A 19,857-nucleotide genomic window follows, 5' to 3' on the forward strand; every position below is an offset into this window, starting at 1 on the left:
TGACATTTCCATTGTCAATCTGATTTTTCCAGTAATTTAATGTTTGAAGTGGTGAGTTTTTCATTGCAAATCTCCTTTTTGATTTTTTCTCGTCTAAATGAAACAATTAGTTCAGATATTTTTTGTTGAATATTTTCCCAATGCTCAAGATTTTCTTTTGCATAACGCACATCAACAATTGCTTCAATCTCCGGGACTATAAAAGTGTGATCGCATATTTCTGGCGGATTACTTCCGTCTCCGCATTCAATATAAGTTGATTTTTTATCATGATCATAAAATATTTCTTTTCTTCCTAGCTTGCTATTTGGATTGACGGGTTTAAAACTTTTTTCATGTTGCAGCCCAAAAAATAGCCCTGGCTGAAATCGTGTTTCTTCTATATTTATACTAAGATCAATATATTTTTTGAACCATGCAGCTGGAGTCTGATTTTTTGAGTTTTGCCAAGGATTTATACCGACAGTAATCCATTCTAGACGTTGAGTTTTTTCGCCACTCCTCCCCAGCCAGCTAGCCTGATTAGATCTATTCAGCGGGGCAAAATCAGGATAATGCAGCAGCAAGCTAAATGACTCAATTGGCACATCTGGTCCTGGCGCATGCCGAACTGGAGGATTACTCCATATTTCGTCTCCTTTGTATTGCACTGGGAAGAATTTGTATTCAGCCGGAATTATGACCTGAATACCGTTGATACTACCTATTCCCGGCTGTGCAGTATGGTTGTCTATTTTATCTTTGCATCCGGCAAATATAAAAACTGTTGCCAGGCCAATTGCCATTAAAAAATTATTTATCTCAGAATAATTTTTATTACTTACTTTTATCAAAACTGCATCTCCCTATAAATGTATTTTTTGCTGTAAATATATTTCATGGGGGAATTTACATGATTGTCATCTTTTTGTATGTCGGAAAATATGGAAATGTATTTATGAATTTTCCGATAATATTATTCAAACTGCATAACGACATTGAAAATATCTCAGCGAGTTGCGTGAGGGTAAGTAGTTCGCCATCCTGGGTTGCGGCGTTGCGGTTGCCATCGCGCCAGATACGCAGGGAGGCCCAGCACCTCGTATTCCGCAAAGGTGTACTTTTTTCTTTTTTAATGTAGTCAAATATATTAATTAACCCTGTATATGCACCCAGCCATATATCAGATGAGCTGTCGGCAACTTGAGAAATTATTGAGTTTATATTTTTCCAGCCTTGACCATAAACCTCTTCAATTTTATGCGCACACATGAAACAATCTTTCTTAATGAATGGTTAATGACAAAAAAGACTCCTAGTGATGGCAGCCAGAAACACATAAAAATCATTACTGAAAAAATAGCCAGTGCAATTCTATATTCAAATATCAATACAACCCATCGCGCCATCCGATAATTTTCGGGGGATTTGATATATTCATAAACATAAAAATTGCAGCAAGACCAATAAAAAAAGATCCTTTCTGCCTCCAGTTAAGCAAATCCACTTTTTCCCGTATCGATTTATATCGAATGAAACTGGTGCATGTCAAAAATCCAGCAATCAATCCGAATGCTGCCCCTCCAAACAAACTTGATGACAAAGCGAATGGAAATTGCGCCACATCTGAGTAGGCTTTAATTATTGGAATTGCACGACTAACATCATAAAATTGACGTGCCCATTCATTTTCAGGCACTTGTCCCGGGGAAAACAAAGAAATGAAAAATATTAGGAAAGCAAAAAAATAGAAATTTATTTTTATAATTTTCCTTTTTTCGCTGTCGCTTATTTTTATTTTTCTTGAGCATTCTTTTCCTACCATGGCTCTACCCCCAGTCAATATTAAAGTTTCATTTGTCATGCATTCAAAAAAAGAGGCCCTTGCGAAGAGAATAACTCCACCGGGCAGGAACTCAGTTACCGGCTCGCTGAGCATTGTTCATAACCGATGCCAACGTCATATCATCAACTAATGCTTCGACACCGATAATTTTTATTGGAATTTCCTATTTAAATTTTTCTCGCTTAAATGAAGCCAGGCGCTCAATTATATTTTTTTGAATATTTTTCCAATTATCAAGATTTTCTTTTGCATAATTTATATGAACGATTGCTTCAATTTCTGGGGCTATGAAAGTTTGGTCGCATATTTGGGGGGAGTTTTTTCTGCTTCCGCACTCTATATAAGTTGTTTTTTTCTCGACATCGAAAAATATCTCTTTTTTGTCTATATTTTTATTCGGATTGGTAATTTCAAAATTTTCCCCGCGAGATAGCTCAAAAATCAACCCTGGCTGCAAATGAATTTTTTCTATATTGATGCAGCGGGCAATATATTCTTTAAACCACATTGATGGGCTCTGATTTTTTGGATTTTGCCAAGGATCTATACCAACAGTAATCCACTCAACACGTCGTGCCCGCCCACCATTTAGCCCCAGCCAGCTAGCCTGATTAGATCTATTCAGCGGGGCAAAATCAGGATAATGCAGTAACAAGCTAAATGACTCAATTGGCACATCTGGTCCTGGCGCATGCCGAACTGGAGGGTTAATCCATATTTCGTCGCCTTTGTATTGTACTGGGAAGAATTTGTACTCAGCCGGAATTACAACCTGAATACCGTTGATACTACCTATTCCCGGCTGGGCAGTATGACTATCTATTTTATCTTTGCATCCGGCAAAGATAAAAACCGTTGCCAGGCCAATTACCATTAAAAAATTATTTATCTCAGAATAATTTTTATTACTTACTTTTATCAAAACTGCATCTCCCTATAAATGTATTTTTTTGCTGTAAATATATTTCATGGGAGAATTTACATGATTGTCATCTTTTTGTATGTCGGAAAATATGGAAATGTATTTATGAATTTTCCGATAACCTTATTCAATTATCGATTTTCGTTGCGCTGAAAAACTATCCCGTCGAATCCGCATTGCTTCCTTGAGCATGTGAATCACGCGCTCGACCATACCGTGCTGCTGCGGGCAATGTGGCGTGGTGAATTCCTGGCGCAACCCATAACGGCACACCAGGGCCGCGTAGACGAGACTCGTAAAGACACAACTCGAGTTGTGTCACTTCTTATCAGCAGGAACAGCTTCGACACGGCGTACGACAGGGTCGTGGGCACTTTAGTCGCAGAAGAACATCATTTCAGGCTGAAGCGCACGATTGGCTTCGCTGCCGAGCATAAGCCGGACGCGTCCTTGCCGCCGGTGTGTTCCGGGAACTGACTTGTCCCGATATATCAGCCCGGAGGGCTGGAGCACGTCGGCCACTTGGAGGCGGATCATCTCGAATGATAGAAGCTAGGGTTTCGGCGCCGCGCGAAAATTTCTAAGAATTTGATTTTTATGAAGTTATTTTGCTGGGAGCGTTCTATTTTCTATCCGCTAACTTCTGCAGTCTCGGTGGACATGCGCGACTGAAGCAACGTACGTCACCTAACTCAAGCAACGTACGTCACATGTCATGACCGCTTACGCGCCTTCCGAGCGGAACTTCGTCAAGAATCGGGAAAGTCGGTCCACGCCTTCATCGAGTCGATCGTGCGCGCTCGCATAACACCAGCGCAGATATCCTTCGCCTTCGGGGCCGAAGGCAATCCCCGGCGCAAGGCCAAGACCGCCATTGGCCGCGAGATCCTTGCAAAAGGCCAAGCTGTCTGACACGTCGCGGACGCGGAAGAATGTATACATCGCTCCCGGCGCACGACCCGCCAACTCGACACCTGGGACTTCCTGCAAGCGCTGCGCCAGATAATCGCGGGCCAACCGCAAGCGCGACACGGTTCGCGCGATGAAAGGCTCACCGTGCTCGATCGCGCACTGTGCCGCAGCTTGCACGAATCCCGGCGTACAGGTGTTGCTGTATTCGATCAGCTTACCGATTTCGGGCAAAAGATCGCGTGGCACTACCAGCCAGCCCACGCGCCACCCCGTCATCAGCCAGGCCTTGGAAAAGGAGTTGCAACTGATCACTCGGTCGCCCGCTTCGGAAATGTCCAAGAACGTCGGCGCCACAGCACCGTCGTAGTAGTAACGATCGTAGACATCATCTGAGATGATCCAGATGCCGTGTTTGCGGCAATGCTCGAGCACGACCCGCTGGTCTTGCGCAGACATGACCCAGCCCGTCGGATTGTTAGGTGAGTTCACGAGCAGCGCTCGCACGCCGGGCGTCAGTGCCTTCAGCAAAGCATCGAGATCGAGATGCCAGCCACTGGCGGAAAAAGTGAGTCCGATGGTGCTAACCCGCGCACCCAATACCTTCGGCATCTCTACCAGATTCGGCCAAAGCGGCGTCACGGCAACCACATGATCCCCATGACCGACGATCGCCTGCACAGCGGTCATCAGGGCCGAAGTGCCGGAACTGGTAACGGCGATGTTCTCGACATCACGCTTACCGTGCATGGCACTCACATAAGTGGCCAACCGCTCTCGTAATGACGGCACTCCGAGCGTCTGGACATAGAACGTTTGCCCCGAGGCAATGTGGGCGACGGCGGCATCGCTGAAAACTTTCGGCGTCGGCTCATCAGGCTCACCGAACCAGAACGGCAGTACATCGGCGCGGCCCATGCCGGCATTGGCCACTTCTCGAATCTTGGACGACCGCAGTGTCTGCACGCCAGGGCGCGCGTGCAGCCCCGACCAGTCGGTGGAATTGTCTGACGTCATATTCATCGTATTCATGTAGGAAAGGGAGTCGATGGGTGTGCCGGTCACTGGCATGCAGTTTTAAATTGCGCGCGGGCCTGACGCACACCGCGAGCGAGCCACACCACATCCGAATGCAGGGCGATGAAGCTCACGCCCTGCTTCCGGTACGCTGCAGCCTCTTCGGCGCTGCCGGCAAAGATGCCGACGGCCTTGCCGGCGGCCCTGCACACGTCAATCACAACAGATACGGCCTTGCGAACTTCAGCATGCCCGGTCTCTCCCAGGTATCCCAGGCTTGCGGCCAGATCTGCTGTGCCGACAAACAGGCAGTCTGCGCCGGGCAGCGCAGCAATCGCCTCGACGTTGCGCAACGCTTCGGCCGATTCGATCTGCAGGATCGCGCAAGATTGCGCGTTCGCCTGACTGATGTAATTGGGATTCTGGCCAAAGGTACCCGCACGCACCAAGCCGGCAACACCCCGCACTCCGCCATTTCCGTTCAGTGGAAAGTGCATGGCGTTGATCGCTCGCTGCGCGTCCTCGACGGTATCGATATTCGGGAAGACGACGGTTTGCACGCCGCAATCCATCGCGCGCTTGACCTGAACCGGATCGTTGTCCGCCACTCGTACCGCTGCACAGGTTGACGCACCGTTAGCGCGTGCCGCATCAATCGCCTGCAATTGCAGCATCAGGCTCGCCACATCGTTCGGTGCGTGCTCCATGTCCACGACCAACCAGTCAAAACCGCAATGCGCGACCGTTTCGGCGACTGCCGGACTGGCAAGCATCAACCAACATCCCTCTGAAGGGGCTAACGCCTTCAGTGCCTTTTTGATCGGGTTTGAAATTTCCACAATGTCTCCCAAATGACTTAAAAAAACAGGGACGTTTTGCAACGCGCAGCTCGTCCTCACCCTGTTGACAAAGTTACACGGACATTCCGGGAAAAACTTCGGAATTTTTGGCGCGAAAATGTAAGATTTTGGAATAGAATCTAAGTAATTTTTAAAATTTTGAAACGTTTATGCCAAGCAAAAAATTCGACTCGACCGACATGGAGATTCTGGTCGCGCTGCAGACAGACGGCCGCCTCTCAAGCGCGGAACTGGCGGAGCGCGTCTCCCTCACGCCATCCCCTTGTTGGCGACGTGTGAAGCGGCTCGAAGACGAAGGCGTGATACGCGGCTACAGCGCAGACGTGGACGTCAAGAAGCTGGGATTCAATGTCACGGCCTTTGTGCTCGTTTCGCTTGACCAGAAGGCGGCGGAACGGGTCAAAGCCTTCGAAGATGCCGTCATGCGCATTCCTGAGGTACTGACTTGCCATTGCGTATCCGGCCGATACGACCACCAACTGATGGTGATTGCACGCGATCTGGATGCCTTCGGCGAACTGACGCGCTATGTGCTGGGCTCACTGCCGGGCGTCAAGGAAATTTATACCTCGTTCGTTTTGAAGGAAGTCAAAGGGCCGGGGCGCTCCATTGCGTTGCCTACCGTTTGATAGGTGCCCGGCAGGCGCGACATCCGCGGTATCACCTGCGGTGTATTCGATGCGTCGTTCGTCGTTCGTCGACGTTGCCATTAGAATCCCTTCATCTTCACGTTTTCCCTCATCACACTGGCAGTTCATGACGTACAGTCTTCACTCCACCGCTCTGCGCTACTTCGTTGAAGTTGCGAATACTGGCTCGATTGCCGAGGCGTCTGTTCGTCTCCACGTGGCGTCTTCAGCGATTAGCCGGCAGATTGCAAAGCTCGAAAGTGAAGTTCAGGCCTCGTTGTTCGATCGCCAATCTCGAGGCATGACGTTGAGCGAAGCGGGCCAGACGCTGTTTGCCTATGCCCGCAGAAGTCTGCTGGAAGCGCAAGAAGTCGTGCGAGATCTCGATAGCGCCCGCAACACGTTAGCCAGCACCGTGAAGGTCACATGCTCCGAGGGATTCGCAACTGACTTTCTGCCATCGCTGATACATGCGTTTCGACAGGCCAATCCGCGCGTTACGTTTGAGTTGTCGGTGACCGGTCCCGCCGAGGCGACCCGGCGCGTGTGCACGGGGGAAGCCGATCTTGCGCTGACATTCAGCCTTACCGTGCAGACTGGCGTGAATATCGTCCATGCGTGCCGTGCGCCTGTGTTTGCGCTCATGCGAGAAGATCATCCGCTGGCCAAGCGGCGCAAGCTCACTCTCGCGGAAATTGCCGATTACGAATTGCTGCTCGCTGAACAGGGCACGACGATACGCACATTGATCGACATCGCCGCAGGCGTGGAAGGTGTTGCGCTGTCCCCGGTTTTCGTCACGAACAACAGCCAGGCGCTCTATCGCTACGCCCAGCTCTCCGGCGCCATTACCTTCTCCGGCTCGCTTTCCATACGCGGCAGACTTCAGAACGATGGCCTCGTGGTTGTGCCTCTGGCGGGCAAGGTGCAGCGTCGCCGCATTGAGGTGCAGACGATGATCGGACGCGCCTTGCCCGCGTCCGTCAGGGAGTTCGCGGACTTCCTCGTTGCCGAGCTCAAACGTGTGCCCGGCATGCACGCTCAGCCTGCCAGTCGCAGCGCCCTCACCGGCTGAGCGTCCCGCTGTGCTGGATCAGTCGTTGAGGACTGGCACTTTTGCCGAGCCGATGTCGCCCAGATCCCAGAAAAGTGCGGCCATCATTTGTAGCCCCTCTCGCGCTACCGATCCGAGCAGGTGTTCGTTCGGCGCATGTTGTGCACAGCCCGGATAGGAGTGCGGAATCCAGAGCGTAGGCAAGCCGAGGATGTCTGCAAACGCATCGTTCGGAATCGTACCGCCAAGATTTGGCAGGATGGCCACTTTTTTTCCGGTCGTCTGCGCGATCGAGCGCGCGGCCCATGTCACCCAGGGGTGGTCCGGCGCCAGTCGTGTAGCGGGTGCCGTCAATGTCACAGCAACCTCGACGTCATCGAACCCGGCCTGATCGAGATGCGCACGCAGGAAATCTTCGGCGCGACTGGCATCGGTACCCACGACGAAGCGCAATTGACAGAATGCGCGTGCATTGGGCGGGATGGCACCGACTGGGTTCGCCGGATTACCGGTGATCATCGCCAGCACTTCCAGCGTGTTGCTACCGAACACGCGTTGCACGGGTGTCAAACCGGGCTCGCCCCACGTCACGTCGATTGTCGGATCCTCCGGATCGGTACCGACTTCGAGATCGGCGAGCGCTGCCGCCACGGGCGCTTCGATCGCGGGTGCCCGCAGGCCTTGCACACATATCTGTCCCTTGGCATCGACGATGCTCGCCAGCGCATGCGCAAGACGAATCGCCGGATTGCTCAGCAGACCGCCCCAGTTGCCCGAGTGATATGCCTTGCTACGCGCAGACACCGACAGTTCGAAGTTCACTGCGCCGCGAGAGCCGAGAAACACGGTGGGACGAGACGTCGCAATGCGTGGGCCGTCGGAGGCAATCAATACGTCGGCACGAAGCGTATCCGACATTGCTGCACAGATGTGATTCAGTCCCGGGGAGCCGATCTCTTCGCCCATTTCCATCAGGAAAGTCATGTTGAAGCCCAACGGTTGCCCTGCGTTGCGGCGTGCCGCGATGACTGCGCCAAGCGCGCCGAGGTTGACGGTGTGCTGGCCTTTGTTGTCCGCCGTGCCGCGTCCGTACCAGCAATCACCGTCTTGCGCGAGTTCCCACGGCCCCGCACCTTGTGTCCATTGTGTTTCCTGGCCACGCACCACATCGCCATGACCGTAGATCAATACCGTCGGCCATGCCGGATCCTCCATGCGCTGTGCGACGAGGAACGGACCACCGGAGGCCACTGGATTGGCGTGCAGCGTACTCACAAAGCCAAGTTCTCGAAGCGCAGGCGCCATCTCGTCTTGCAAATAGGCTTGGAGTATTGGGCCGCACTCGGGATGCTGGCTTTCCGTGCGCCACGCAACCCGGCGTTTAAGGTCCGCGACGAAATGCCCATCGTCGAAATAACGTTCGGCGAGCTCGATGGCGGTGTTACGTGTCATGCTCTTGTCTCCAGTCAAACTTCAGGCCACGGCGCGCGGACAAACTTGATCGATTCGATAGAACGATTTCGCCGTCGCGCCGAACACATCGGCGTGGGTCGATTCGGGCAACAACGCGCGCGCGACATGAAACCAGTCGTCATAGCGGCCATTACGTTCCAGAATCGGCCAGTCGCTCGCCCACATGAGCCGCGTTGGCCCGAATGCCGTCAAGAGCACATCGACATAGGGCGAGAACGTCTCGGCAGTCCAACCCGGCGCGGCACGCGTTGGTAGCGCGGACAGCTTGCAGAACACGTTCGGATGACGTGCAAGCTCGGTCATGCCCGCCTGCCACGCGTTGAAATCGGCGTTGCCCACTTGCCAGGCGCGAACCTCCGGCTTGCCGCAATGATTGATTGCTACGCGAAGCGATGGGTAACGCGACACCAATTCGATGAGGGTTGCCAAATGCCGCGGCTGGATCAACGCATCGAAACTGAGACCTCGTTCGGCGAGTGCGACGAACGTGCCGCTCAATTCTTCACGCAACATCCATGTGTCTTCCGCAATGTCCTGGATCATGGGCCGTACCCCCCGGAACTTCGGATGCGCCGAAAATTGATCAAGCGTTTGCGGCGTGTTCCTGTCGGCGAAATCCACCCAGCCGACCACGGCACCGAGGTAGGGGTGCGCATCCGTAAGCGACAGCAGGAATTCCGTCTCTGCAAGACTGGGCGCCGCCTGTATGACAACGGCACGCGCGATGTCATGGGCGTCGAGAATGGGCTTGAAGTGCTCCGGCACGTAATCTCGATACAGGAAGCCCTCGTCGGGAGTCAGCCAGCCATAGTCGTTTCTCGCAATTCGCCAAAGATGATGGTGCGCGTCGATCAGCATGAAAACTCCACAAAGCGGTTTGGTCGATTCATTTATTCGAGCGCCGCGTCTCGCGTCTCAGTTAGCAACGACATGCCCAGCAATCCCAATGCGCAGGCGCCGATAATGTAGAACGCCGGCGAAATCGGATTTCCAGTCAGGCGCAGTAGCCAGGTGATCACGAATTGCGTGCTGCCGCCAAAGACCGTCGCTGCGATCGCATAGCTTATCGACAGGCCGGTGCTACGCATTCGTCTCGGAAACGTTTCAGGGATGATCGTGATGACGGCTGCCGCGTGCGATCCTGTGAGCAACGCGAGCACCGCCGGCACGGCAAACAGCGTGACTGGCGAATGCCAATGATTCAGCACGACGAAGGCCGGATATGCCAGCAGCATCAGCAGCGAACACGGCACGATCATGACTACCTTACGGCCGAAACGGTCAGCCGCGATGCCGCCGGCCAGTGCCGCGACGACCATGCACGCGCCCACGACCATCGTGACGGCGATGGACATCGTCATCGGAAACTGCAGCAGCGTCAGTGCGTAGCTCGTCATGTAATTGTTGACGTAGACGGTCACCGTACTGGGAATGATGATCAACGTGGCAAGCGTGACATACTTCAAATAGCGCCCTTGCATCGATGCGGCCGTGGCGGGCAAAGCATGAGCGACATTGGCGGACGGCGCCGTTTCATGCATGTTTTTCCGCAGGATCAGCGCTACCGGGATCACAGCCAGACCCAGCACGAACGGAATGCGCCAACCCCACGCATTCATACTTTGTTCCGACAGCACTGAAGAGGCCAGTACCCCTACCGTGCCCGCAACCAGTACGGCCAGCCCCTGGCTCACCACTTGCCAACTGGCGTATCGCGCCCGCTTGTCGTCAGGGGCGGATTCGACGAGGAAGGCTGTGGTCGGGCCGGCTTCGCCGCCCCAGGCGAATCCCTGGATGAGACGTGCGATCACAATCAGGCAAGGCGCGGCGAGTCCAATCGACGCGTAGGGGGGAGCGAACGCGATGATCGCCATCCCGACGGCCATGAGTGCGAGCGTGAGCAGCATCGCCGGTTTGCGCCCTGCACGATCCGCATATCGGCCAATGAAAACGCCACCCAACGGGCGCGCCAAAAATCCCACACCGAACGCGGCCACGGAAAGCAGCAGCGCGCCGAGTGGACTGTCGGAAGGAAAGAACTGTTTGCCAATGATCGCCGCGAAGAAGGCATACACGGTGAAATCATAAAACTCCAGGGCGTTGCCGATGACTGCGGCGACGACGGCACTGCGCGAAGCTTTGCCGCTGCCGTTCGCGGCTTGACGGTCCAGCGTGACTGTCTGCATATGGATTCTTCTCATTGTTTGATATCGAGTACGTACAACGTGTCTCCGAACGTTGGACATTGCACGCGTTCGAGTGATTCTAGGAGACCATTTTCCACAGGACAATTACTGAGTTTCTCAGGGAGAATTGCCAAATCGGCAACACAGATTGCGCAAGATGAAAGACAAAAAATCGTGACAATCCCCGGCACACGCGGGAGTCACGTCGAAAACGGCATCGGCCTTACAAAGGCGATGAATCGCTCTTGAACGAGGTTTCGTCGAGCGACGTCTCCCTCAATTTGAGTAGCACACCGATTGGGAGTCCAGTCACGTAGTCAGGAGATTGGACATGAATGATCTCCCCGAAGCTGCGGCAGTCGGGCATGACAGTCAATCACAAGCGGGTCGAGCGGCTGTCTGCCGAAGAGAAGTTGCAGGTGCGCCGCCGCAAGCGAAAGAAGGTGCCGGTATCGGATCGTCAGCCGCTGGGGCGACCGTCGGCGGCGAATCAGGTTGGGTCAAGCCACATAACTCGCACCGAAAATACTTCGATGCTTTGTCGAGTTCCATGAGCGTGAGCCGTTCAGCATTCCAGACTCCGCCGCCGCGCTTACCTCCGGCGGCGCCAACCATTTCCGGTTACATTGATGGCCTCGCTATTTCGCAACGGGAGTCCATACACCATGACAATGCGTCTGCTACACACCATGCTTCGCGTGGGTAATCTTGAACGGTCGATTGCGTTTTATACCGGTTTGCTGGGCATGAAACTGCTGCGCCGCGAAGATTTTCCTGAGGGCAAGTTCACGCTGGCCTTTGTCGGTTACACCGATGAGCAACATGGCACGGTGCTCGAACTGACGCATAACTGGGATACCACGTCCTACGATCAGGGCAATGCCTTCGGCCATCTGGCCATCGAAGTCGACGACGCCTACGCGGCGTGCGATGCCATTCGCGCGCAAGGCGGCCAGGTGGTGCGCGAAGCGGGCCCGATGAAGCATGGCACCACGGTGATAGCGTTTGTCACCGATCCCGATGGCTACAAGATCGAATTCATTCAGAAGAAGGTGTGATGTGAAGTGAGGTGCAGTGCAGTGAAGTGGTGCGACATGGCGCGCACGCGCCGTTTCAGGCGGTGCCGCGCCAGAATGAATGGCATGTTGCCGACATTAAAACCAGCGCCAAAACTAAAAACAAAACTAAAGCGTTGGCAGCAGTTCTGGGGGATGGCGTTTGAGTGTCTGCCGTACCTGGCGAAACTCCGGGAAAATGGATTCGACGGTCTGCCAGAAGCGCGGACTGTGATTCATTTCCTTCAGGTGGGCCAACTCATGGGCCACGACATAATCGATCACGGGTAGCGGAAAGTGGATCAAGCGCCAGTTCAGGCGGATTTTGCCATCGCTCGAACAACTGCCCCAACGCGTTGCCGCCGCCGACAGCGCATAGGTTCGATAACTCACGCCGAGCCTCTCCGCATAAAGCGCCAGCCGTTCGCCGAAGAGCCGTGTCGCTTCGCTTTGCAGCCAGCCTTGCACACGGTCTTTGATTTGTTGCGGGTCGGCGTTGGGTGGCAGGGGCAATGTCAGTCGCGCTTCATGTGCGTCGAAGCCGGGCACGCTGTGCGAGGCATCGAGCACCACGCTTACCGGGCGCCCTAAATACGGCACTTGCGTGCCATCCTTCCACTCGATGCGGGGGAGCGCGCGTTGTTCCACCCGGGTTTGCCATTCGCTGAGCTTGGCGAAAATCCAGCGTTGCTTGCCGATGATGGCGTTTTCGATTTCGGTCAACGTGACCCAGCGCGGCGCGGTGATCGAGAGCCCATTGCTGTCGATGGCAAAGCCGATTGAGCGGCGTGAAGAGCGTTTGAGCTGGTATGGGAGGGTCTGTGTACCGAGCGTGAGGCTGCGCCGTTTGGAGCCATCGGGCGCCGTGGACGGCAGCGGTGATGGCGCCGCCTCCATGGGAGTGGCCGGGGTGGCTTCAGGCGCGGCGAAGAGTGGCAGATCGAGTTGCCGGTTATCTGCTGATGCGCTGTCTGGTGGCGGGACGGGCTTAAGCATGGGCAGGCAGGGCGCAGAGCGCAGAGTGCAGAGTATTCGGTTCAGGCTGGAGCGGAGGTGGAAGGCGAAGCCTGACCTTGTGGCCCAGCGGGATACGCGGTGGGATCAATGCGGCGCATTTCAGCCTCGATCCATGTTTCGACTTGCTGGTTGACTTCTTCGGTGGTGAGCCCGGTGGGGTCGATCGGTTTGCCGATCGAAACAATGACGACGCCAGGATACTTCATAAACGAGTTGCGTGGCCACACGCGGCCTGCGTTATGGGCAATGGGCACGGCAAGCGCGCCGGTGGCGACGGCGAAACGTGCGCCCCCTGTTTTGTACTTGCCCTGGGTGCCGGTCGGGGTGCGAGTGCCTTCGGGAAACATGATGACCCATGCGCCCTCGGCCATCCGGGCCTGGCCTTGACGGGTTACGGATTCGAAGGCGTGCTTGCCTTCCTTGCGGTTGATTTGAACCATCTTCAGCATGCCGAGGGTCCAGCCGAAAAACGGTACGTATAGCAGTTCACGCTTGAACACATAGCACAGCGGACGGGGCATCAGCGCGGGGAAGGCGAGCGTTTCCCAGGCTGACTGATGCTTTGGCAGCAGCACCGCCGGGCCGTCTGGCAGATTCTCAAAGCCTCTGATTTCGTAATGAATGCCATTGAGCCAGCGCACCGTGGCGAGCGTCGTGCGGCACCAGCCCGCGGCCATCCAGTAACGGCGGTCGGCGTGCAAAAACGGAAACGCGACAAAGCAGGCGATCGCGTAAGGCACGGTGAAAACAATCAGGTAGACCAGAAACAACAGCGAACGAAGAAAGCGCATCGGTAGGAACAGCTCCAGGAAGGACAGAAAAAAGCTTGCGTGAATGAGCGCACCTTGGCTGGCACATCAAGCGGCTAAATGAGCGAAACCTTATTCATGTTCTTCAGCCAGAAAATCGAGGGCGAAAGCGCGCAGGTCATCGTGGATCTGCGTGCCTGGTGGTAGCTCCCCAGCGGCCTGGGTTTGGCGACCCTTGCCACTTAATACCAGATGAGGTGGACAACCGAGCGCCGCCGCAGCTTGCAGGTCACGCAGCGCATCGCCTACCACCGGCGTGTGCTGCGCTTCGACTTCGAAGCGCTCGGTGATCATGCGCAGCATGCCGGGTTTTGGCTTGCGGCAATCGCATTGATCGTTGGCGGTGTGCGGACAGAAAAAAACCGCGTCGATCCGGCCGCCGACCGTGGCGGCCAGACGATGCATTTTTTCGTGCATGGCATTGAGTGCGCTCATGTCGAACAAGCCGCGTCCAATGCCGGACTGGTTGGTTGCCACGACGACGCGATAGCCTGCCTGGTTCAGGCGGGCGATGGCTTCGAGGCTGCCGGGCAGGGCGACCCATTCGTCCGGCGACTTGATAAAGCCGTCGGAATCGACGTTGATCACACCGTCGCGGTCGAGGATGACGACTTTTCTTGGGCTGGCTGGCATCGTGGGCGCTTAGGCGGCAAGCCGCGAGATATCGGCGACGCAGTTCATCTGCTGATGTAGCTGGGCAAGCAGCGCGAGCCGGTTGGCACGCAAGGCAGTGTCGTCGGCGTTGACCATCACGTCCTGGAAGAAGGCATCGACCGGTTCGCGCAGTGCCGCCAGCGCGCTGAGCGCATCGGTGTACTGGTGCGCTTTCACGTGATCCTGCACCTTGGGTGCAACTTGTTGCAATTGGTGATGCAGGGCTTTTTCAGCGGCTTCGATGAGCAGGCCAGCCTGCGCCAGGTTGTTGCCTGGCGCTCCGTCCGACTTTTTCAGAATGTTCGAAATGCGTTTATTGGCGGCGGCGAGCGCGGCGGCTTCGGGGAGGGCGGCGAATTCGCGCACGGCTACGAGACGCGCGGTCAGGTCATCGAGGCGTGTTGGGTTCAACGCCAGCACCGCATCGATTTCGGCTGCGGCATAACCGCGTTCACGCAGCAGGCCACGCAGGCGATCCATGAAAAATTCGTAGATCGCGGCGGTTGAATCGGCCACTTGCGGCAGCTTCTTGAACTGCGCATAGGCCATGCGCAGCAAGTCGCGCAGATCCAGTGGCCATTCTTTTTCGAGTAGCAGACGCAGTACTCCCAGCGCATGACGGCGCAGCGCGAATGGATCTTTTTCGCCGGTCGGCTGCAAGCCAATGCCCCAGATGCCCACCAGGGTTTCGAGTTTGTCTGCGAGCGCGACCACGGTACCGGTTTGAGTCGTGGGTAGGGCATCGCCGGAAAAACGCGGCCGGTAGTGCTCCGAGCAGGCAAGTGCGACCTCTTCAGGCTCGCCATCGTGACGGGCGTAATAAGTGCCCATCGTGCCTTGCAGTTCAGGGAATTCGCCGACCATGTCGGTCAGCAAGTCGGCTTTCGCCAGCTGCGCGGCGCGCTGCGCCAGCGCGGCATCGGTACCTGCGAGCCGGGCAATCGCTTCGGCGAGCGCCGCGACGCGCTCGGTGCGTTGCAGCGCCGACCCCAGCTTGTTGTGATAGACCACGTTCGCCAGCAACGGTACACGTTGCTCCAGCGTTTTTTTCTGGTCCTGTTCGAAGAAGAATTTCGCATCCGCGAGGCGCGGACGCACGACGCGCTCATTGCCTTCGATGATGTCGTCTGGCGTGGCGGTTTCGATATTCGATACGACCAGGAAGCGCGAACGCAGCTTGCCGCTGGCGTCGGTGAGGGCGAAATACTTCTGGTTGGTCTGCATCGTGAGGATCAGGCACTCCTGTGGCACGCCCAGGAATTCGTCCTCGAAACGGCACGAATAAACCGCGGGCCATTCGACCAGCGCGCTCACTTCGTCGAGCAATGCCTCGGGCATCACCACCGTGTCATCGCCCGCTTGCGCCAGCAACTGGTTGCGGATGGTTTCGCGCCGATCGCCGAAGCTGGCGATCACATAGCCCCGCTGTTGCAATGTCTGGGCATAGTGGTCGGCGTGCTGGATGGCGACCAGGCCATCCGACAAAAAACGATGGCCGAGCGTGGTGTCGTCGGCGTCGATGCCGAATGCGGTGACCGGCACGACCTGCTCGCCATGCAACACGGTCAGGCGATGTACCGGACGCACGAACTGCACGTTGGTGCCGTCGCCGCGCTGATAGGTCATCACCTTGGGGATAGGCAGCCTGGCGAGGGTTTCATCGAGCGCGGCTTGCAAGCCTGCGGCGAGCGTCGCGCCAGGCGCCGTATAACCGAGAAAGAAGGCTTCGGCCTTGCCATCGGGCGCGCGTTCGAGCTGCTCTAGCGGGAAGTCGGGAAAGCCCAGGGCGGCGAGCTTTTTGGCCAGCGGCGCGGTGGGCTGGCCAGCAGCATCGAGCGCGACGGAGACGGGTAGCACCTTCTCGCGCACGGGCCGGTCAGGCGCGACAGCGCGCACGTTCTGAATGGTGACGGCCAGGCGGCGCGGGGTGGCGTAGCGCTCGAAAGCTGTTGCGCTGTCGCTCAGGCCGTGCGCCGCGAGGCGCTGCGCGAGACCTTCGGCAAAGGCATCGCCGAGGCGTTTGAGTGCTTTGGGTGGCAGCTCTTCGGTGAGTAACTCGACGAGCAGGGTAGCGTGTTCAGGATGATTCATGAGTGTGAGGTCTCGTCAGTCCGGGGCGATCATGCGTTCGACTTTCAGCGGCGGTACCCAGGCGGGCAGCGCGGCATCCTGGGCATCGGTGGTGAGGCCGGGAACGCCTCGCACCGGGTTGCCCAGCATCGGAAAGCCGAGTTTTTCACGCGATGCGTAATACGCCTGGGCGACCAGACGCGACAGGGCCCGGATGCGGCCGATGTAAGCCGCGCGCTCCGTTACGGAGATCGCGCCACGGGCATCGAGCAGGTTGAAGGTATGACCCGCCTTGAGCACGAGTTCATAGGCCGGCAGCGCGAGTTGCGCTTCGATCATGCGCTGGGCTTCGGCTTCGTAGTTATTGAAGAAGGTGAACAGCAGATCGACGTTGGCGTATTCGAAGTTGTAGGTGGACTGCTCGACTTCGTTCTGGTGATAGACATCGCCATAGGTCAGGCGGCGCAGCTCAGGGCCGTCCGGTCCCGCTTCTTCCCATTCGGTCCAGACCAGGTCGTAGACGTTTTCGACCTTTTGCAGATACATTGCCAGACGTTCGAGCCCATAGGTGATCTCGCCCAATACGGGTTTGCAATCGATGCCGCCGACTTGCTGGAAGTAAGTGAACTGGGTGACTTCCATGCCATTGAGCCAGACCTCCCAGCCGAGACCCCACGCGCCGAGGGTGGGATTTTCCCAATCGTCCTCGACGAAACGCACGTCGTTTTGCTGCAGATCGAAGCCGAGGGCTTCGAGCGAGCCGAGGTAAAGATCGAGGATGTTTTCCGGCGCGGGCTTGAGCACGGCCTGGTATTGGTAATAGTGCTGCAGACGGTTCGGGTTGGCGCCGTAGCGGCCATCCTTGGGGCGGCGCGAGGGCTGCACGTAAGCCGCGCGCCAGGGCTCCGGGCCAATGGCGCGCAAGAACGTGTGGACGTGGGAGGTGCCCGCGCCGACTTCCATATCGATGGGCTGGAGTAACGCGCAACCTTGCTGGTCCCAATAGGATTGCAGCGTCAGGATGATTTGCTGAAATGTGAGCATGAAGCGCCTTTCGGGCTAGAGGCCGTTGCGTCGGGAGTACCTGGCGCGCGAGACGGCGGTGGAGCAAAAACTGCTGAACGGAGGATTCTAGCGGAAAGGGGGCGAGGTGCGACCAGATGCGGCTATATACGGCCCGTATGCGGCCCTGGCGGAGGTTGAGTGGCTGAGCGCGCCAGCCGGTTTTTCGGCGTTATCCGATTTGAAAATGCTTTTTTTCGTGGATTGTTGCGGCCAGCTTGAATGGGCGATTATCGGCATGGACGGCGCAAAGATTACAGGGGAGGAGAAAATGCGCTATCTGGATGCCATTGCTGATGCATCGGCTGGAGAGTTTGCTGCGGGGGATATTTTTAGTTTAGGAAAGAATGCAGTGAATTCGCCCGTAAAGGCCTGAATATATTTATTCAGGAGAAGGGCCCAGAAACCTGATTTTCGTTTGTCGTGTTTGTCGTGTTTGTCGTATTCGATGCGGAGGGTTATGCAAAATCAATGGAGCGATTTGACAGGTCTGATGCGTGAAAAAATATAGTCATTCATGGCCCCAAAAAGATGAAGATTGATTCATGCTTTTTGGGGCATGGTTTTAATCAGGCGAAAACCCTGCGAGGTTCCGCCAGGCTTTCCACCCCTTAACCTCGTCGCCGCCCCGGCCCGAACGCGAAGCCCAGCGCCAGCAACACCAGCGATACCGCCAGCACCGTATTGTTGCCACTCGTCACATACGGCGTATTGCCCGCGGTGCCTTGCACGTTCGCTTCCAGCACCCCCACGGTATAGGCAGGCAGCCGCCCGGTGACCTTGCCGTGTGCGTCGATCACGGCTGTCGCTCCGGTATTGGTGGCGCGCAGCATGGGCCGCCCGGTTTCCAGCGAGCGCATGCGGGCGATTTGCAGGTGCTGGTCGAGCGCGATGGTGTCACCGAACCACGCGAGGTTGGTGGCATTCACCAGCACGCCCGCGGGCATGGGGCTTTCGCGCAGCGTGCGGGCGATCTCTTCGCCAAAGATGTCTTCGTAGCAGATATCGACCGCCAGCGGCTGGTTATGCACGAGAAACGGCCTTTGAACCGGCGCGCCCCGGGCAAAGTCACCCAGCGGGATATCCATCAAATCGACGAACCAGCGAAACCCCCACGGCACGAATTCGCCAAAGGGCACGAGATGGTGCTTGTCATAGCGGTACAGCTCGCCGGAATGGGGCGTCAGGCCAAAAAGACTATTGGTGTAACCGCTCACCTGGCCGTCCGGCGTCAGCGTGCCGCCAATCGCACCGAACAGGATGGCGCTGCCGGTCTGGTCGGCGAAGCGGCGCAGCGCCAGCGCGAAGGGCTCGGGCATGGTCTGCGCCAGCACGGGAATAGCCGTTTCCGGCGTAATGATCAAGTCAGCCGGCTGGGCGGTAATCAAACGTTGATATTCGTCGATGGCAGCCAGCATGCCTGCGCGCTCGAACTTCATCTCCTGCTTCACGTTGCCTTGCAACAGGCGCACCTTGAGCGGTACGTTGGCGGAGGTGGTCCAGGTGGCGAGCGGCAGGACGAGGCCCGCCGCGAGCAAGGCCAGCGCGAGCGCGGCGGGGGCTAGCGCAGGGAGGCGCCGTGAGTGCCATGTGCGAGTGAAAGCCTGGACCAGTAACGCTGCGACCAGCGCCAGCATCCAGCCCACGCCATAGACGCCCACCAGTGGTGCATAGCCGGCAAGAGGCCCGTCGACCTGCGCATAGCCGCTGGCCAGCCATGGAAAGCCTGTGAAGACCGTGCCGCGTAACCATTCGCTGAGGGCCCATGCGCTGGCAAACGCAAACGAGCCGTGCCAGGTCGGCGAAAAAGGTCGGGATTGGGATTGCGGGTTGCGCTCGCTCTCGCCTTGGCGCGGACGCACGTGTCCGGCGCAAAACGACCAGATCGCGGCAGCCAGCGCGGGATACAACGCGAGATACAGCGTGAACAGCACGAGCGCGGCCCCCGCTAGCGGTGCGGCCATGCCGCCATAGACATGCATGCTGACATAGAGCCACCAGACGCCCGTGACGAAGTTGCCGAAACCAAACGCCGCACCGGTGAGCGCGGCGCTTTTCCAGTTTGTGGTGCGCGTGAGCCACGCGAAGAAAAAGACGAAGAGTGCCAGCTCAAGCCATCCGCCATGTGGCGTCGGTGCGAACGACAGCGTATTGGCCGCGCCCGCGACGCAGGCCGCGAGGTAATGCCACCAGGGCATGGCACGCTCATCTGTCAGCGCGGTGGCGGTGGCCGGCGTCATACGGCGACGCAGGCGAGAGAAGAGCGAGTCGGCCATGGATGGAATGCCAGATGGGTTGCGTCAGAGGTCAGAGGT

Annotated in this window: 19 protein-coding genes and 1 pseudogene; 5 read left to right on the forward strand and 15 right to left on the reverse strand. The window is 56.6% G+C overall.

Annotation, left to right across the window (positions count from 1 at the left end):
• Window positions 1-14 precede the first annotated feature (14 nt).
• The 6 genes from GH657_RS03435 to GH657_RS03460 form a co-directional block, all read right to left on the reverse strand.
• Window positions 15-833 carry a hypothetical protein gene (locus GH657_RS03435; RefSeq protein ID WP_153099397.1) on the reverse strand — a complete coding sequence of 273 codons (819 nt, stop codon included), beginning with the start codon at window positions 831-833 and terminating at the stop codon, window positions 15-17.
• Window positions 834-888: 55 nt separating this feature from the next.
• Entirely contained in the window at window positions 889-1,251 is a 363-nt protein-coding gene (locus tag GH657_RS03440) for a hypothetical protein (RefSeq protein ID WP_153099399.1), read from the reverse strand.
• A gap of 115 nt (window positions 1,252-1,366) precedes the next feature.
• The gene (locus GH657_RS03445) at window positions 1,367-1,843 is read right to left on the reverse strand and encodes a hypothetical protein (protein WP_153099401.1); all 477 of its coding nucleotides are present in this window, start codon (window positions 1,841-1,843) and stop codon (window positions 1,367-1,369) included.
• Between the two features lie 145 nt (window positions 1,844-1,988).
• On the reverse strand, window positions 1,989-2,747 hold the full coding sequence (locus GH657_RS03450) for a hypothetical protein (RefSeq protein WP_153099403.1): 759 nt from the start codon (window positions 2,745-2,747) through the stop codon (window positions 1,989-1,991).
• A 723-nt stretch (window positions 2,748-3,470) separates the two neighbouring features.
• A complete protein-coding gene (locus GH657_RS03455) occupies window positions 3,471-4,688 on the reverse strand; it encodes a pyridoxal phosphate-dependent aminotransferase (protein WP_343031259.1) in 1,218 nt (405 codons plus the stop codon).
• 29 nt (window positions 4,689-4,717) lie between these two features.
• Entirely contained in the window at window positions 4,718-5,554 is an 837-nt protein-coding gene (locus GH657_RS03460) for an HpcH/HpaI aldolase family protein (RefSeq protein ID WP_246173986.1), read from the reverse strand.
• 128 nt (window positions 5,555-5,682) lie between these two features.
• Between GH657_RS03460 and GH657_RS03465 the strand changes: the two genes are divergently transcribed.
• On the forward strand, window positions 5,683-6,162 hold the full coding sequence (locus GH657_RS03465; RefSeq protein ID WP_153099405.1) for an Lrp/AsnC family transcriptional regulator: 480 nt from the start codon (window positions 5,683-5,685) through the stop codon (window positions 6,160-6,162).
• A gap of 127 nt (window positions 6,163-6,289) precedes the next feature.
• Entirely contained in the window at window positions 6,290-7,237 is a 948-nt protein-coding gene (locus GH657_RS03470; protein WP_153099407.1) for a LysR family transcriptional regulator, read from the forward strand.
• A gap of 18 nt (window positions 7,238-7,255) precedes the next feature.
• On the opposite strand, the gene GH657_RS03475 is transcribed toward GH657_RS03470, so the two are convergent.
• Genes GH657_RS03475 through GH657_RS03485 form a run of 3 tightly spaced genes read right to left on the reverse strand, consistent with a single transcriptional unit; the run spans window position 7,256 to window position 10,890 of the window.
• A complete protein-coding gene (locus GH657_RS03475) occupies window positions 7,256-8,668 on the reverse strand; it encodes a M20 family metallopeptidase (protein WP_153099409.1) in 1,413 nt (470 codons plus the stop codon).
• 21 nt (window positions 8,669-8,689) lie between these two features.
• Window positions 8,690-9,547 (reverse strand): amidohydrolase family protein, encoded by an 858-nt coding sequence (locus GH657_RS03480; protein WP_153099411.1) that lies wholly within the window; start codon window positions 9,545-9,547, stop codon window positions 8,690-8,692.
• 32 nt (window positions 9,548-9,579) lie between these two features.
• Entirely contained in the window at window positions 9,580-10,890 is a 1,311-nt protein-coding gene (locus GH657_RS03485; RefSeq protein ID WP_220094827.1) for an MFS transporter, read from the reverse strand.
• Between the two features lie 320 nt (window positions 10,891-11,210).
• On the opposite strand from GH657_RS03485, the pseudogene GH657_RS03490 reads away from it, so the two are divergent.
• Both GH657_RS03490 and gloA read left to right on the forward strand, forming a co-directional pair.
• Window positions 11,211-11,378: pseudogene (locus GH657_RS03490) on the forward strand (IS3 family transposase); the annotation flags it as partial.
• Between the two features lie 168 nt (window positions 11,379-11,546).
• Window positions 11,547-11,933: a lactoylglutathione lyase gene (gene gloA, locus GH657_RS03495; protein ID WP_153101617.1), complete on the forward strand. Its 387-nt coding sequence runs from the start codon at window positions 11,547-11,549 to the stop codon at window positions 11,931-11,933.
• 126 nt (window positions 11,934-12,059) lie between these two features.
• On the opposite strand, the gene GH657_RS03500 is transcribed toward gloA, so the two are convergent.
• The 5 genes from GH657_RS03500 to glyQ all read right to left on the reverse strand — a co-directional run bounded on the left by GH657_RS03500 (window position 12,060) and on the right by glyQ (window position 17,524).
• Window positions 12,060-12,926 (reverse strand): M48 family metallopeptidase, encoded by an 867-nt coding sequence (locus GH657_RS03500; protein ID WP_153099415.1) that lies wholly within the window; start codon window positions 12,924-12,926, stop codon window positions 12,060-12,062.
• A 41-nt stretch (window positions 12,927-12,967) separates the two neighbouring features.
• Window positions 12,968-13,738: a lysophospholipid acyltransferase family protein gene (locus GH657_RS03505; RefSeq protein ID WP_153099416.1), complete on the reverse strand. Its 771-nt coding sequence runs from the start codon at window positions 13,736-13,738 to the stop codon at window positions 12,968-12,970.
• A 90-nt stretch (window positions 13,739-13,828) separates the two neighbouring features.
• A complete protein-coding gene (gmhB, locus tag GH657_RS03510) occupies window positions 13,829-14,389 on the reverse strand; it encodes a D-glycero-beta-D-manno-heptose 1,7-bisphosphate 7-phosphatase (protein ID WP_153099418.1) in 561 nt (186 codons plus the stop codon).
• Window positions 14,390-14,398: 9 nt separating this feature from the next.
• A complete protein-coding gene (glyS, locus tag GH657_RS03515) occupies window positions 14,399-16,501 on the reverse strand; it encodes a glycine--tRNA ligase subunit beta (RefSeq protein ID WP_153099420.1) in 2,103 nt (700 codons plus the stop codon).
• 15 nt (window positions 16,502-16,516) lie between these two features.
• Window positions 16,517-17,524, reverse strand: coding sequence for a glycine--tRNA ligase subunit alpha (glyQ, locus tag GH657_RS03520; RefSeq protein ID WP_153099422.1), 1,008 nt, complete (start codon window positions 17,522-17,524; stop codon window positions 16,517-16,519).
• A 106-nt stretch (window positions 17,525-17,630) separates the two neighbouring features.
• Between glyQ and GH657_RS03525 the strand changes: the two genes are divergently transcribed.
• Complete coding sequence (locus GH657_RS03525; RefSeq protein WP_153099424.1) at window positions 17,631-17,918, forward strand: hypothetical protein; 288 nt, start codon at window positions 17,631-17,633, stop codon at window positions 17,916-17,918.
• Window positions 17,919-18,153: 235 nt separating this feature from the next.
• On the opposite strand, the gene lnt is transcribed toward GH657_RS03525, so the two are convergent.
• On the reverse strand, window positions 18,154-19,818 hold the full coding sequence (gene lnt / locus GH657_RS03530; RefSeq protein WP_153099426.1) for an apolipoprotein N-acyltransferase: 1,665 nt from the start codon (window positions 19,816-19,818) through the stop codon (window positions 18,154-18,156).
• Window positions 19,819-19,857: the final 39 nt, after the last annotated feature.

This window comes from Paraburkholderia hayleyella (genome assembly GCF_009455685.1).
GTDB lineage: Bacteria > Pseudomonadota > Gammaproteobacteria > Burkholderiales > Burkholderiaceae > Paraburkholderia > Paraburkholderia hayleyella.

Bases quoted from the DNA above. Each gene is read 5' to 3' on its own strand.
- GH657_RS03440 (WP_153099399.1), bottom strand. From the start codon at position 1,251: ATGTGTGCGCATAAAATTGAAGAGGTTTATGGTCAAGGCTGGAAAAAT.
- GH657_RS03445 (WP_153099401.1), bottom strand. From the start codon at position 1,843: ATGACAAATGAAACTTTAATATTGACTGGGGGTAGAGCCATGGTAGGA.
- GH657_RS03455 (WP_343031259.1), bottom strand. From the start codon at position 4,688: ATGAATACGATGAATATGACGTCAGACAATTCCACCGACTGGTCGGGG.
- GH657_RS03465 (WP_153099405.1), top strand. From the start codon at position 5,683: ATGCCAAGCAAAAAATTCGACTCGACCGACATGGAGATTCTGGTCGCG.
- GH657_RS03470 (WP_153099407.1), top strand. From the start codon at position 6,290: ATGACGTACAGTCTTCACTCCACCGCTCTGCGCTACTTCGTTGAAGTT.
- GH657_RS03475 (WP_153099409.1), bottom strand. From the start codon at position 8,668: ATGACACGTAACACCGCCATCGAGCTCGCCGAACGTTATTTCGACGAT.
- GH657_RS03480 (WP_153099411.1), bottom strand. From the start codon at position 9,547: ATGCTGATCGACGCGCACCATCATCTTTGGCGAATTGCGAGAAACGAC.
- GH657_RS03485 (WP_220094827.1), bottom strand. From the start codon at position 10,890: ATGAGAAGAATCCATATGCAGACAGTCACGCTGGACCGTCAAGCCGCG.
- gloA (WP_153101617.1), top strand. From the start codon at position 11,547: ATGCGTCTGCTACACACCATGCTTCGCGTGGGTAATCTTGAACGGTCG.
- GH657_RS03500 (WP_153099415.1), bottom strand. From the start codon at position 12,926: ATGCTTAAGCCCGTCCCGCCACCAGACAGCGCATCAGCAGATAACCGG.
- GH657_RS03505 (WP_153099416.1), bottom strand. From the start codon at position 13,738: ATGCGCTTTCTTCGTTCGCTGTTGTTTCTGGTCTACCTGATTGTTTTC.
- gmhB (WP_153099418.1), bottom strand. From the start codon at position 14,389: ATGCCAGCCAGCCCAAGAAAAGTCGTCATCCTCGACCGCGACGGTGTG.
- glyS (WP_153099420.1), bottom strand. From the start codon at position 16,501: ATGAATCATCCTGAACACGCTACCCTGCTCGTCGAGTTACTCACCGAA.
- glyQ (WP_153099422.1), bottom strand. From the start codon at position 17,524: ATGCTCACATTTCAGCAAATCATCCTGACGCTGCAATCCTATTGGGAC.
- lnt (WP_153099426.1), bottom strand. From the start codon at position 19,818: ATGGCCGACTCGCTCTTCTCTCGCCTGCGTCGCCGTATGACGCCGGCC.